The organism is Ferrovibrio sp. (assembly GCF_041906005.1).
Classification (GTDB): Bacteria; Pseudomonadota; Alphaproteobacteria; order Ferrovibrionales; family Ferrovibrionaceae; genus Ferrovibrio.
The window spans coordinates 387,699-401,413 of sequence record NZ_JAYRJY010000001.1; the positions used below are offsets into that span (position 1 = coordinate 387,699).

Annotated in this window: 11 protein-coding genes; 6 read left to right on the forward strand and 5 right to left on the reverse strand. The window is 65.5% G+C overall.

What is annotated here, in order from left to right; all coding sequences use genetic code 11:
• Positions 1-44 precede the first annotated feature (44 nt).
• Both ACE3OO_RS01980 and ACE3OO_RS01985 read right to left on the reverse strand, forming a co-directional pair.
• Positions 45-485, reverse strand: a complete 441-nt coding sequence (locus tag ACE3OO_RS01980) for a group III truncated hemoglobin (RefSeq protein WP_374299183.1) — start codon at positions 483-485, stop codon at positions 45-47.
• A gap of 191 nt (positions 486-676) precedes the next feature.
• Entirely contained in the window at positions 677-1,870 is a 1,194-nt protein-coding gene (locus tag ACE3OO_RS01985; protein WP_374299185.1) for a cysteine desulfurase family protein, read from the reverse strand.
• 116 nt (positions 1,871-1,986) lie between these two features.
• On the opposite strand from ACE3OO_RS01985, the gene ACE3OO_RS01990 reads away from it, so the two are divergent.
• On the forward strand, positions 1,987-2,712 hold the full coding sequence (locus ACE3OO_RS01990; protein ID WP_374299188.1) for an alpha/beta hydrolase: 726 nt from the start codon (positions 1,987-1,989) through the stop codon (positions 2,710-2,712).
• Positions 2,713-2,956: 244 nt separating this feature from the next.
• On the opposite strand, the gene ACE3OO_RS01995 is transcribed toward ACE3OO_RS01990, so the two are convergent.
• Positions 2,957-3,841, reverse strand: coding sequence for a hypothetical protein (locus ACE3OO_RS01995; RefSeq protein WP_374299190.1), 885 nt, complete (start codon positions 3,839-3,841; stop codon positions 2,957-2,959).
• A 364-nt stretch (positions 3,842-4,205) separates the two neighbouring features.
• Positions 4,206-5,255, reverse strand: a complete 1,050-nt coding sequence (locus ACE3OO_RS02000) for a hypothetical protein (RefSeq protein ID WP_374299193.1) — start codon at positions 5,253-5,255, stop codon at positions 4,206-4,208.
• Between the two features lie 98 nt (positions 5,256-5,353).
• Here ACE3OO_RS02000 and ACE3OO_RS02005 point away from each other — a divergent pair, with 98 nt between their 5' ends.
• The 3 genes from ACE3OO_RS02005 to fabF all read left to right on the forward strand — a co-directional run bounded on the left by ACE3OO_RS02005 (position 5,354) and on the right by fabF (position 8,668).
• Positions 5,354-6,673, forward strand: a complete 1,320-nt coding sequence (locus ACE3OO_RS02005) for a ferric reductase-like transmembrane domain-containing protein (RefSeq protein WP_374299195.1) — start codon at positions 5,354-5,356, stop codon at positions 6,671-6,673.
• A 145-nt stretch (positions 6,674-6,818) separates the two neighbouring features.
• Positions 6,819-7,301 (forward strand): MarR family winged helix-turn-helix transcriptional regulator, encoded by a 483-nt coding sequence (locus ACE3OO_RS02010; protein ID WP_374299197.1) that lies wholly within the window; start codon positions 6,819-6,821, stop codon positions 7,299-7,301.
• A 56-nt stretch (positions 7,302-7,357) separates the two neighbouring features.
• On the forward strand, positions 7,358-8,668 hold the full coding sequence (gene fabF / locus ACE3OO_RS02015) for a beta-ketoacyl-ACP synthase II (protein ID WP_374299199.1): 1,311 nt from the start codon (positions 7,358-7,360) through the stop codon (positions 8,666-8,668).
• On the opposite strand, the gene ACE3OO_RS02020 is transcribed toward fabF, so the two are convergent.
• Positions 8,665-9,723: an anhydro-N-acetylmuramic acid kinase gene (locus ACE3OO_RS02020; protein WP_374304648.1), complete on the reverse strand. Its 1,059-nt coding sequence runs from the start codon at positions 9,721-9,723 to the stop codon at positions 8,665-8,667. The two genes, fabF and ACE3OO_RS02020, sit on opposite strands and share 4 nt — an antisense overlap.
• Positions 9,724-9,863: 140 nt before the next feature.
• Between ACE3OO_RS02020 and tyrS the strand changes: the two genes are divergently transcribed.
• Entirely contained in the window at positions 9,864-11,120 is a 1,257-nt protein-coding gene (gene tyrS, locus ACE3OO_RS02025; RefSeq protein WP_374299201.1) for a tyrosine--tRNA ligase, read from the forward strand.
• Positions 11,121-11,283: 163 nt separating this feature from the next.
• Positions 11,284-13,671, forward strand: coding sequence for a penicillin acylase family protein (locus ACE3OO_RS02030; RefSeq protein ID WP_374299203.1), 2,388 nt, complete (start codon positions 11,284-11,286; stop codon positions 13,669-13,671).
• Positions 13,672-13,715 lie beyond the last annotated feature (44 nt).

Genomic DNA, 13,715 nt, shown 5'->3' on the forward strand with positions numbered 1-13,715 from the left:
AGGATATATCGTCCCGGCCAGTCCGCTGCAAGGTTACCCCCGCCTCAGCCCTCTCCCGGCCGGGGGGCGGACTCCCGTTCGCGGATGGCGGCCTGCCAGTGGCGCAGGCGCTGGTCGACGAAGCCGGCCGCCTCCATCACCCGCTTCTGCCCGGCCGGCGGCAGGTTGGCCTCGGCGGCCTGGCGGAACAGGGTGAGCCAGCGGTCGAACTGGGCCTCGCTCATCCGCAGCTTGCCATGGGCGCTCATGACGCAGCCGGCATAACGGTCGGTCCCCAGCAGGACCCGGGACCAGAAATCGGTCACCACGGCGAGGTGGCCCTGCCAGTCCGGGATCACCGCCCGGAACATCGGACCCAGCAGCGGATCGGCATCGGCGGCGGCATAGAAGTCGCGCACCAGGGAGGCGACTTGCTCCTCCGTTGCCAGTGCAGTTTCCTGCTCCTCCGTCGCGGGGGCCTCTGCCTGTTCCTCAACCTCTGCCATGACCGGCTCCCTGATCACAAAACCGGGCTTACGGATAGCTGAGTCGGCCGCCGCCCGGCCTTGCGCAGGATCAAAACCGGGCAAATTCACCGCCCAGTACCAACGCCGGCCCAAGACCGGAAAATCACTTTAATCAAATCAATTTATATAAATAACTTCAAATATTTAAATAAATAATATAATTCAAAACATTACTTCAAAACCTTCTGCACCAGCGTGATCCAGGCCGCCGCCGCGCGCTCGACATCGGCATCCGTGCTGGCCCAGCCGAGACTGAAGCGCAGGGCCTCGCGGGCGGATGCTTCAGGCAGCCCCATGGCGGTGAGCACATGGCTGGGCGTGACCTTTCCGGACGAGCAGGCCGAGCCGGCCGACACCGCCACCCCGGCCAGATCCAGGGCCATCACCTGGGTCTCGGCCGGCAGGCCGGGCAGGCCGATGCAGAGCGTATTGGGCAGGCGGGCAGCCCCTCCTCCATGCACGGGCGCCCCCGGGAGCGCGGCCAGCATCAGGGCCTGCAGCCGGTCGCGCAGGGCAGCCAGCCGGGGGGCTTCCGTGGGCAGGGCCAGCCGGGCGGCCTCAGCGGCGGCCCCGAAGCCGGCGATGCCGGACAGGTTCTCGGTGCCGGCCCGCATGCCCAGCTCCTGCCCCCCGCCGGCCAGCAGGGGCGCGGGGGTCCAGTCGTCGCGCAGCACCAGCGCCCCCACCCCGGTCGGGCCACCCAGCTTGTGGCCCGAGAGGGTGAGGAAGTCGCAGCCCAAACCCGCCAGGTCGACCGGGACCTTGCCGGCGGCCTGCACGGCATCGGTCAGCACCAGGGCGCCGGCCTCATGGGCCAGTCTTGTCACCTCGGCCACCGGCTGGATCGCCCCGGTTTCGTTATTCGCCAGCATGAGGGCGACCAGGGCCGGGCGGGGAAGCCCGGCCAGGGCTGCGGCGATGGCCTCGGCCGGCACCACGCCGTCCGGGCCGGCCGGCACCTCGCGCAACGGCAGGCCCAGTTCGGCCGCCAGCAGGCGGGCCGGCCGCAGCACCGAGTCATGCTCGATGGCCGAGACGATCAGGCTTTTCACCCCGCCCTGCCGGATGGCGAGGCGGAAAGCCAGGTTGTTGGCCTCGGTGCCGCCCGAGGTGAACACCACGCGTTTTGGTTCAGCGCCCACCAGCGCGGCAACCTGGCCGCGCGCCCGGCCCGCCAGCGCGCGGGCAGCGCGACCGAACCGGTGCACCGAGGACGGATTGGCCGGCGCGGCGAGCGCCTCGAGCATCGCAGCCCGGGCTTCGGGCCGCAGCGGGGCGGTGGCGTTATAGTCCAGGTAGGCCGCCGGCAGTGCCTGTGGGGACGCCGCAGGGGATGTATCCGGGGGTACCTTAAGGGCAGTCATCTGATTTCCTGCTTTTAAGCTTGAATTTCGCGCTGCCAACTATGGTAAAACTGACCCGCGATCAACCGAATATCCAGCGCCGAATCTCCCCATTCCGGCGAAAGCGACGAGCAGAGATGCCTGACATAATTTTCCCCGGTCCCGACGGGCGGCTGGAAGGCCGTTATACCCACGGGCCGGAGGCCAATGCCCCCATTGCCCTGATCCTGCATCCGCACCCGCTGTATGGCGGGACGATGAACAACAAGGTTGTCTACAACCTGTTTCACGTCTTCGCCAAGCGCGGCTTCTCGGTGCTGCGCTTCAACTTCCGCGGCGTCGGCCGCAGCCAGGGCACCTTCGACCATGGCACCGGCGAGCTTTCCGATGCCGCCTCGGCGCTGGACTGGCTGCAGGCCTATAACCCCAATGCCTCGGCCGTGTGGATCGCCGGCTTTTCCTTCGGCGCCTGGATCTCGATGCAGCTGCTGATGCGGCGGCCCGAGATCGACGGCTTCATCTCGGTGGCGCCGCCGGCGGGCATGTATGATTTCGGCTTCCTCGCCCCCTGCCCCTCCTCGGGCCTGATCATCCAGGGCACCGACGACAAGATCGTGGCCGAGCCGGAAGTGGCCAAGCTGGCCCAGCGCCTGTCGCTGCAGAAGGGCATCAAGATCGACTACAAGAAAATCCAGGGCGCCGACCATTTCTTCGAAGGCAAGCTGGATGAGCTGACCGCGGCCTGCGACAAGTATGTGAAGGTTTCGCTGGTGCCCACCTCGGCCCGCGCCGGCAAGGGCGCCGTGGCGGCGAACAGCAATCCGCAGTCGGGGCCGCAATCGGGGCCGCAATCGGGTAGCTGATCCCGACAACACGGTGATGCGCGGGTCAAGCCCGCGCATGACGTTTTGGATCATTGCCCTCTCCCACATATCGTCATGGCCGGGCTTGACCCGGCCATCCACGTCTTTTGCCTATGCCATGCGACGGATGCCGATCCCGGTGCAAAGGCATGAAAAATGAACTCGTGGATGCCCGGACCAAGTCCGGGCATGACGGAAGAGAAAAGCGCGGACCCTTGAGCGTTCGCTGCCGTCCTGACCTTCATCACGTCTCCATCTCCTCATCCGGATCGGGATCCCTGGCATAGCGGATGCGGTGCATGTCCGGCCCCGGCAGGTCGGTGATCGTGCCCAGCAGTTCGGCGCGGCTGCGCGGCGGCGGCGGATCGGGTGGACGGGGCGGACGCGGCTCCGGTTTCCAGTCTTCCGGGTTGCTGCGCGGCCGGGGCCTGAAAGATGGAGGATGCGGTGGCGATGGCGCGGGCGATGGTGGCGCAGCCGGCGCCGGCTTTGCGTCGTTTTGCGATGGTTTTGCATCGCTTAACCCTTGATTTTGCTCAGGCTGATTTTGCCCAGACTGGTTTTGCCCAGGCTGGTTTTGCTGGCGCGCCGCCTCGGCCGCCTGCCGGCGCCTGAAGCTCTCTTCCATGCGCGCCACCTGGGCATCCATCCTGCCGCGCTGGGCGGCGATGCGCTTGCGGAACGCCTGGTTGGGCGGCGGCGCGGCAGCGAGCCGCAGCCGTTCGCCGGCATCGGGGCGATCCTGCGAACTCGCGCCGCCCTGCAGCCCCGCCTGCTCGCCCAGCCAGCGCAACGTCGCCGGATCGTAGTTTTCGATCTGCGGCATGGCGCGCAGCAGGGCGTCGCGCCCTTCGCGCGCCAGCCGGACCTGCGCCTGCAGCCGCCGGCGGTCGCCGGCCTGCTGGATCAGGAAACGGAAGCGCTGGCTGTTGCGCACATGGCGCCAGAAGCGCTCCTCGTCGATGCCCAGCACCGCGCAGATGGCGGACAGATCCTCGCCATCGGCCCACATCATCGCCCCGCGCCGCCAGGCAATCTGCGGCCGGCGCGGCTTTAGCTCGGATTGCGGCTGGGCCGGGGGTGGAACGTATTCTTCCTTGAACGGATCGTTTTCCGGTCGGTACGGCATGCTCGCCTCCTGCTCTGGGGAGACGGACAAGGATAACGCGGATTTGGGAAAAATAAAACAAAAAAAGAACAGATAGGAAAATAGATAAGAAAACCACTCATAGCATCATATGCACGGCACTACTTATTGCCTCGCTATGGCTGCGAAATCTGCCAATAGCTGTTTAGGGAGCAGTCGACGCTCCGCCGCAGTGTCACAGTCAATGAAAACAAGCCGGCAGCAAGAACCGTGGCGAAGATGTCGCCAGTTGCCCAATAACAAATTCTTGGCGTTCTGCATCCAGAGCACACAAATCAGCGTTTCCCGAAAGCAACTTTCAAAATACCCGAGTTGAATATCACTACATCATACAAAGACATTTTTCTTAATCACTTTTCATCGTTGCCTTGGATACGTGCTGATTAAACTCGGAAAGTTCTACTGACAAATCTTCCCAGTAGATAGTTTTGTCATAAAATTTATGTCTAAGAACCATCGCACCTCCATCAAAGTACGCCCCTCTTAAATCTTCTTGCGTTATTTTCATTAGATTCCGAGAGGGCGGCTTGCGGCCATAAATAGTGATATGCTGTGAAATGTATTGAGCCAGCCAGTTCAACCTTTCATCTGGCGTAGCACTTAATAAATCACTGCCACCCAACTTCTCAGCACCTAAAGCGAGCAATCGATTTCCCCTGAGATTTTCCTCATACAATCGTGTTGTCGCCTCTCGCATCGATATGAATTTCGGCGAATTTAAACGAATATCTAGAAACTCGTTTGGTTTTCGGCCGACAATTAGCATCGTTTGGCGGGTCCTAGGCTTTTCATTTTCGCGGTCAACGCCGCTAAACGAAACCTCCCATCCAGTCGCATGCTCAATCGCATGCTTGAGAGCAGCGCCAAATGAATCCCGCGGGTGAATCACAAGCCCATCAGCACCTGTTGCATCAAATCCTCCCGATCCCGAAAGAGTCGGCCAACCTAGATCACGAAATATATTCGTGAAGTCCCGTGCCAAATGTTCGCAGTCACTGCCTTCGCAGGCGACATACATATCGGGACGGACGGGCCAATCCTTGATGGCTAACTTGATTTGGCGAATTTGTGTCTCAGTCAGCGGCTCCCATTCGAGCGGACCCAGCCCTGACGACAAAGACACAGAGGTCATAGGGGAATGTTTTTGCCGAAAGAGTGCCAATAGTGCGAACACAACTAAAATGAAGCCAATCACATAGGCCAATAATTCGAATGGCGGCGGCCGAGTTAGTACTGCCTCAATGAGGTCAGCCACCCATTGGCGTTCTTTGACCAAGCCAATAATGAAATCAAATCTGGAAATCCAATCAAAGAGCCACCAAATCGCACCCCAGCTGGGGGTGACCAGCCCTATGAATAAGGTCCACCATGGATGGCGCTTGATAGTTTCCCACATACGTTAACTTTACTCCGACAGTTGGGCGGTAGTCCAAAAGATACTCTTTGGAATCTACGAGGCTTTCACTAAGCTGGCTTTATCACTTCCGTTAGCCCATGCCTCCAGCCCTCCTCATCGCCGGCTATGTGCTGCTCACCCTCGCCCCGCTGGCTCTGGCCTGGGCACAGGGCAAGCCGCCGCGCCCGTTCATGGACGAGCTGTCGTCCGGGCTGGCGCTGGCCGCCTTTGCCATCCTGCTGATGGAGTTCCTGCTGTCGGGCCGCTTCCGCAGCATCTCGGAACGCATCGGCATGGATGTGACCATGCGTTTCCACCAGTTGCTGGCGCGCGTGGCCGCCGCCTTCATCCTCTTGCATCCCTTCCTCTATTCCACGCCGATTGGCCTGGCGCGGCCCGACGACGCCACCCATCGCGGGCATCTGGGCCTGACCGGGGCCGCGGCCTATAGCGGCGTCCTTGGCTGGCTGCTGCTTCTGCTGCTGGTGATCACCGCCATGCGGCGCACCCAGATCGGCCACAGTTACGAACGCTGGCGCATCGGACATGCCATCGGCGCGGTGCTGATCGCCGGACTGGTGGCGCATCATGCCTTTGCCGCCGGGCGCTACAGCGGCGAAGGGCCGCTGCTGTGGTTCTGGATTCTGCTGCTGGCATTGGCGGCGATGACCATGCTGGTGGTCTATCTCATACGCCCGCTGCTGCGGCTGCGCCGGCCCTATGAGGTGGTGGCCGTGACACCCGTGGCAGCAAACACCTGGCAGCTTGAGATCAGACCGCGCCATGGCGCGGCGCTGGACTACGAGGCCGGGCAGTTCGTATGGCTGCGCGTGGGCCGCAATCCGTGGTCGCCCGATGAACATCCGTTTTCGCTGGCCTCGGCGCCGGCGGACCGCACCAAGCTGTCGTTCGTCATCAAGGCGTTTGGCGATTTCACCTCAAAGCTGGGCGGGATCGCGCCGGGCACGAAAGCCTATGTCGATGGTCCCTATGGGCATCTGACGCTGGCGCGACGGCAATGTGAGGGCGTGGCCCTGCTGGCCGGCGGCGTCGGCATCGCGCCGCTGCTGGGCATCCTGCGCCAGATGCAGGCGAGCGGCGACGACCGCCCGGTCGTCCTGGTCTATGGCAACCGCAGCCGGACGCAGATCGTGTTGGCCGATGAGCTGGAGTCGCTGAGCGCCAGCCTGAACCTGAAGGTGGTGCATGTGCTGTCGGAACCCGACGATGCGTGGACCGGCCGGCGCGGCATGCTCGACGAGGCTTTGCTGCGCGAGCTGTTCGGCTTCGATGGTGCGGCGCGCTGGTGCTACCTGCTGTGCGGGCCGCAGGGCATGATGGAAAGCTGCGAACGCAGCCTGCTGGGTTTAGGCGTCCCGGCGCGGCAGATCGTCTCCGAACGCTTTTATTACGACTGAGGTCTCATGACGGCCGCACACCGCCTGCTGATCGTGTTCTGGGGCATCACTGCCGCGATAGTGGCCGCCGTGCTGGCCTTCGCCCTGCGCTGAGGGGAGCTGGCGCGGCCTTTGACTTGTGCATATGCATATGTCAGGGTGGGGCATGGCCTCACGTCCCCTGAAAGCCGCCAAGACCAAAGCCGCCGCCTGCCCGCCGTCCGTGCTGCCCGAGGGCATGGCCGATGTGTGCATGGTGCTGAAGACGCGGCGCGCGGCGCGCGCGGTGACGCGGCGCTACAACGCCCTGCTGAAGCCTTTTGGATTGCAGAGCACGCAGGTCTCGCTGCTGGCGGCCATCGCCAAGGGCGGCTTCGAGTCGGTGAGCGACCTGGCCGAAACCATGGCGCTGGAGCGCAGCGCCATGCTGCGCAACCTGAAGCCGCTGGAACAGGCCGGCCTGATCGCCTGCCCGCAGGGCGGCCAGGGCCGGGCGCAGAAATTCGCCCTCACCCGCAAGGGCGAGGCCTTGATCGTGAAGCTGGTGCCGCTGTGGCACAAGGCGCAGGACGACCTGCGCAAAGCCCTGGGCGACAAGGCCTGGCGCGCGGCGCAGCAGGGGCTGGCGGCGCTGGGGGCGCTGGCGTGAGTTCGGGGACCTGAAAATTTTTTGCCTTAACATGTGTATATGCACAGGAGAAAGCCATGAGCACACCTAACGCCCGCCCCGCCAGCGACCGTATCGTCGTCACCGGCATGGGCCTCGTCACGCCGCTGGGCTGTGGCGTGGCGAAAGTCTGGGAGCGGCTGGTGGCGGCGAAATCCGGCATCCGGCGCAACACGCGCATCGATGTTTCCGACCTGCCCAACCAGATCGCCGGCCTGGTGCCGACCCGCGAAGACGATGCCGAGGCCGGCCTCGATATCGACAGCGTGGTGGCGCACAAGGAGCGCAAGAAGGTGGACCTCTTCACCATCTATGCGCTGGCCGCCGCCGAAGAGGCGCTGGTCCAGGCGAACTGGAAGCCCGAGGACGAACCCGCGCGCGAGCGCACCGCCACGGTGATCGCCAGCGGCATCGGCGGCTTCCCCACCATCACCGAAGCCAAGGCGACGCTGGATGCGCGCGGGCCGCGACGGCTGTCGCCCTTCGTGGTGCCGGCCTTCCTCGCCAACCTCGCCGCCGGCAATGTCTCGATCCGCTACGGCTTCAAGGGGCCGCTGGGCACGCCGGTCACCGCCTGCGCCGCCGGATTGCAGGCCATTGGAGACGCCATGCGCCTGATCCGCTCGGGCGAAGCGGACGTGGCGCTCGCCGGCGGCACGGAGGCCTGCATCGACCGGCTCTCCATCGGCGGCTTCGCGGCCGCGCGCGCCTTATCCACCGCGCGCAACGAGGCGCCCGAGACCGCCTCGCGGCCGTTCGACCGCGACCGCGACGGCTTCGTGATGGGCGAAGGCGCCGGCCTCTTGGTGCTGGAGACGCTGGAGCATGCGCAGGCGCGCGGCGCCACGCCGCTGGTGGAACTCACCGGCTATGGCACCAGCGCCGATGCCTATCACCTCACCTCGGGGCCGGAGGATGGCTCGGGCGCGGCGCGCGCCATGCAGGCCGCGCTGAAGATGGCGGGCGGCGATGGCAGCGGGATCGGCTACGTGAACGCGCACGCGACCTCGACGCCGGTGGGCGACAATGGCGAGGTGGCCGCCCTGCGCCGTGTGTTCGGCGCCCATTTGCGCGACGTGGCGATTTCCTCCACCAAGTCGGCCATCGGCCATCTGCTCGGCGCCGCCGGCGGCGTGGAGGCGGTGTTCACCGCCATGGCGATCCGCAGCGGCATCCTGCCGCCGACGCTGAACCTGCATGCCCCCGACGATGGCAACGAGGATCTCGATTTCGTGCCGCTGACGGCGAAGGCGCGCGCCATCACGGCCGCGCTCTGCAACGGCTTCGGCTTCGGCGGCGTGAATGCCGCGATTGTCATGAAGCAGATTGGCGTCATGCGCGCGGTTTAATCCGGGCGATACATCCGCCCGCCGCTCACCGGCCTGCGCACGCCGGTGGTGCCGGGCAGGCTTAAGCTCAGGCCCCGCACGGCGCGGGCGGCGAGGAAGGCGAAGGCTTCGGCTTCCAGATGGTCGCCATGCCAGCCCACGGCTTCGACGGCCTCGACCGGCATGTTGAGCTGCTGGGTCAGCATGTTCATCAGCGTGGCGTTATGCCGGCCGCCGCCGCAGACCAGGCAGCGCAGCGGCCGCTGCGGCAGGTGTTGCAGCCCGCGCGCCACGCTGGCGGCCGTGAACGCCGTGAGCGTGGCGGCGCCGTCGGCCAGCGACAGCCCCTGCACGGGGGCGGCGCTGAAATCGTTGCGGTCGAGCGATTTCGGCGGCGGCGCGCCGAAATAGGGATGATCGAGCAGGTGCTGCAAGGCGCGCTCATCCACGCGGCCTTTGGCGGCCGTCGCGCCGCCTTCGTCATGGGCCTGGCCGCTGTGATGCAGCATCCAGTCGTCGATCAGCGCGTTGCCCGGGCCGGTATCGAAGGCGATCAGATCGGCTTCCGTGGCGCCGCCGATATACGTCACGTTCCCCACGCCGCCGAGATTGAGCACCAGCAAAGGCGGCGGCAGACCGGCATGGCGCGCGAGTGCGGCGTGATAGAGCGGCACCAAAGGTGCGCCCTGCCCGCCCATGGCGACATCGGCCGAGCGGAAATCGGACACGGTGGGAATGCGCGTGAGGCGGGCCAGCAGCGCGCCATCGCCGATCTGCCAGGTGCGGCCGGCTTCAGGGCGATGCAGGATGGTCTGGCCGTGGAAGCCCAGCCAGGCGATGTCGCTGGCCGCCAGGCCGGCCTTGTCCAGCAGAGCGGCGACGGCTTCGGCATGGGCCTGGGTAAGCTGCCGCGCCGCCGCGCCGGCCTCGTGCCCCCCCTTGTTGAGCAGCGTCCGGATTTTCTCGCGCAAGTCCGGGGCATAGGGCAGCGTCAGCGCCGGACCGAACCCGGCAATCGCCTCGCCGTCGGTGCGCAGCAGGGCGGCATCGATGCCGTCCAGCGAAGTGCCGCTCATCAGGCCGATGATCCAGGAGGGCTGCGGGGACAAGTCGGGAACACCTGATCGAGGGGGCGGAGGCTGGGAGAATCGGGTCCGCTATGATAGACCATCGGGCCTTTCCCGCCCACAGGACCCAAGCCGAACCAGAGCGCGCCATGACCGAGTTCCGTTCCGATTTCCTGCAGACCATGAGCCAGCGCGGCTATCTGCACCAATGCACCGATGGCGCCGCCCTCGACGCGCTGGCGCAGCAGCCGTCGGGGATCACCTGCTATGTCGGCTACGACTGCACCGGGCCGAGCCTGCATGTCGGCCACCTGCTCTCGATCATGATGCTGCGCCGCCTGCAGCAGGCCGGCCACAAGCCCATCGTGCTGATGGGCGGCGGCACCACCAAGGTCGGCGATCCCTCGGGCAAGGACGAGGCGCGCAAGCTGCTGACGGTGGACGACATCGCCGCCAACATGGCGAGCATCAAGACCGCCTTCTCGCGCTTCGTGACCTTCGGCGACGGCCCGTCGGACGCCATCATGGTCAACAACGCCGACTGGCTGGACAAGCTCAACTACATTGACTTCCTGCGCGACTATGGCCGGCATTTCTCGGTCAACCGCATGCTGTCGTTCGACAGCGTGAAGCTGCGGCTGGAACGCGAGCAGCCGCTCAGCTTCCTCGAATTCAACTACATGATCCTGCAGGCCTACGATTTCGTCGAACTGGCGCGCCGGCACAAATGCAATCTGCAGATGGGCGGCTCGGACCAGTGGGGCAACATCGTCAACGGCGTGGAGCTGGGCCGCCGCGTGCATGACCTCAGCCTCTATGGCCTGACCTGCCCGCTGCTGACCACCGCCGCCGGCCACAAGATGGGCAAGACCGCCTCGGGCGCCGTGTGGCTGAACGAGGACATGCTGCCGACCTACGAGTACTGGCAGTACTGGCGCAACTGCGAGGATGCCGATGTGGGCCGCTTCCTGCGCCTGTTCACCGACCTGCCGCTGGACGAGATCACCCGGCTGGAACGCCTGCAGGGCGCCGAGCTGAACGAGGCCAAGAAGGTGCTGGCCACCGAGGCCACCGCACTCTGCCGTGGCCGCGAGGCTGCCGAACTGGCCGCCGAGACGGCGCGCAAGGCTTTCGAGGAAGGCAGTTTCGGCGGCGACCTGCCGGTGGTGAAGGTGGAGCGCGCCAAGCTGGAAGCCGGCATCGAGGCCTTCGCGCTGGTGCTGGAAGCCGGGCTGGCGAAATCGGGCGGCGAGGCGCGCCGGCATATCCGCGGCAACGCCATCAAGCTGAACGACCAGCCGGTGAAGGAAGAAACCCAGCGCATCTCGGCCACCGACCTCGGCGCCGATGGCCGCCTGCGCCTGAGCTTCGGCAAGAAGCAGCATGTGCTGATCGAGACGGCGTAAGACTGAAAAATGGGATCCCCGCTTTCGCGGGGATGACGCTCCGCGTTTTGTCATCCCGGCCTTGAGCCGGGATCCCATTTGCTGCTCCGAGTCGCTTCCCCAGCGGCAGGATTGCCGCCGCCGTCGCGCTGGCGGATAGTCTTGCCATCAAGGGAGACCCGCCATGTTGAAGCGCATCGTCAAAATCCTGCTCGCTCTCGTGATCGTCGTCGCCGCCGCCATCGGCGGCGGGCTGGCCTGGCTGCGCTGGGGCAACGGCTACAAGACCGATGGCGAGCTGCAGATGGCGGGCCTGAGCGCGCCGGTGCGCGTGCTGCGCGATGCCCATGGCATCCCCTACATCTTCGCGCAGAACACGCCCGACCTGATCCGCGCTCAAGGATTCGTCACCGCGCAGCACCGCCTGTTCCAGCTGGAAGCCTATCGCGCGCTGATATACGGCCGCGTGGCGGAAGTGGTCGGCGAGGCCGGACTGGCCAGTGATAAGGAAATGCGCATTCTGGGCCTGGCGCAGAATGCGCAGCGCCACGCGAAACTGCTCAGCGCGGAAGCCCGCGATTTCCTCACCTGGTATGCGGAAGGGCTGAATGCCTATGCAGCACAGACCGCCGATCATCCCATCGAGCTGAAGCTGGCCGGCTTCCGCGTCGGGCCGTGGAGCCTGGACGACATGGTGGCCGTGCTGCATTTCGTGAATTACAGCCACGCCACCAATTACAAAGCCGAGCTGCTGATGCAGGCGATGATCGACAGGCTGGGATTCGAGAAGGCGAAGGCGCTGTTCCCGCTCAACGTCAATCCCGACCGTAAGGCGCAGCTGGCTTCGCTGGATGCTCCGGTGCAGGTCGTCGAGGGCCTGAACGTGCAGGATCTGATCCTGCAGGGCGGCGCACCGGTTGCCGCGCCCATCGAACTCGGCAGCAACAACTGGGCGGTCTCGGCCGCGCGCTCGGCCTCGGGCGCCACGATTGTGTCCAACGATCCGCATCTGGATGCGCGCACCCTGCCCGGCGTGTGGCATCCCGTCGGCCTGTTCGCGCCCGGCATCCAGGCCGTGGGTGCCGCCCTGCCCGGCGTGCCCGGCCTGACGGTGGGCCGCACGCCCCATGTGGCCTTCGGCGTCACCAACGGCTATGGCGATTCCCAGGACCTGTTCATCGAGACCGTCGATCCGGCCAGCCCGGCCAATTATCTGGATAACGGCGCGAGCGTGCCGTTCGACACGCGCGAAGAGATCATCCGCGTGAAGGACAGCAAAGCGGAAGGCGGCCTGCGCGAGGAGAAACTGACCGTGCGCAGCACCAAGCGCGGCCCGGTGGTGGGAACCGCCGCCAATGGCCGTGTGCTGGCCCTGCGCATGGCCTCGGCCGAGATTCCGGGCGGTGGCTTAGGGATCGAAAAGCTGCTGACAGCGAAGACCGTGCAGGAAGTGGATGCCGCCGCGCAGCAGATGGGCGTGATGTATTTCAACTACGTGTTCGGCGACAGCAGCGGCGCGGTGGGCCATCGCGCCACCGGGCTGGTGCCGCTGCGCGCCAGCGGCCAGGGCGTGTTCCCCAAGCCGGCGGAAACGGCGGCCAATGACTGGCGCGGCTTCATCCCGTCCGACAGGCTGCCGGGCCAGATCGCGCCGGCGCGCGGCTGGGTGGGCACCGCCAATCACGACACCCAGCCGGACAATTATCCCTATCACTACGGCAGCTATTTCTCGCCGCCCTATCGCTACGCCACGATCAAGAACCGCATCGAGAACGGCCCGGCGATGAAGGCCGAGGACCACCTGAAACTGATGCAGGATATCAGCAACGCGCAGGCGCGCATGCTGGCGCCGAAGATCGTCGCCGCCCTGCAGGGCGGCAAGCATGCGGACATCGCCGCCATCCTCGGGGCCTGGGATTTCAACGAACGCACCGACAGCGCGGCGCCCACCCTCTATCACAGCATCTACGAGGCCCTGGCGGCGCAGACCTTTGCCGACGAACTGGGGCCGGAGTTGGCGAAACGCTGGCTCTCGAACTGGTATACCTGGCAGTCGCGTTTTGATGCGCTGCTGGCCGATCCCGCCTCGCCGTGGTTCGACGACACGGCCACGCCGGCCGTGGAAACCCTGCCCGACATGATCCAGCGCGCAACCGATATCGCCCGCGCCGATCTGGAAGCCAAATACGGACCCAAGCCGCAGGAGTGGCTGTGGGGCAAGGTCCATACCATCGCCTTCGTCAGTCCATTGCGCCGCAGCGGCCCCGGCGCCGCCCTGCTCGGCACGACACCGCAGCCCTATGCCGGCTCGGGCGAGACGGTGCAGCGCGCGCTGTCAGGTTACGGCCAGGGCTTCGACACGCGCTTCTTCGCATCGTTGCGCTTCATCGCCGATTTCTCGGATGCCGAGAAGGTGATGGCGGCCGTGTCGGGCGGCGTGGCCGAGCGCCAGTTCGGCCCGCACCAGACCGACCAGCTCGACGCCTGGATGGGCGGTCGCCTGCTGCCCTGGTGGTTCGCGCCGCAGGCGGTGGAGGCCAATGCGCGGCACGTGCTGGTGCTAAAGCCGTAGAGGCGGAAAGAAGACGTGGATGGCCGGCCAAGGAAGCGGTCCTG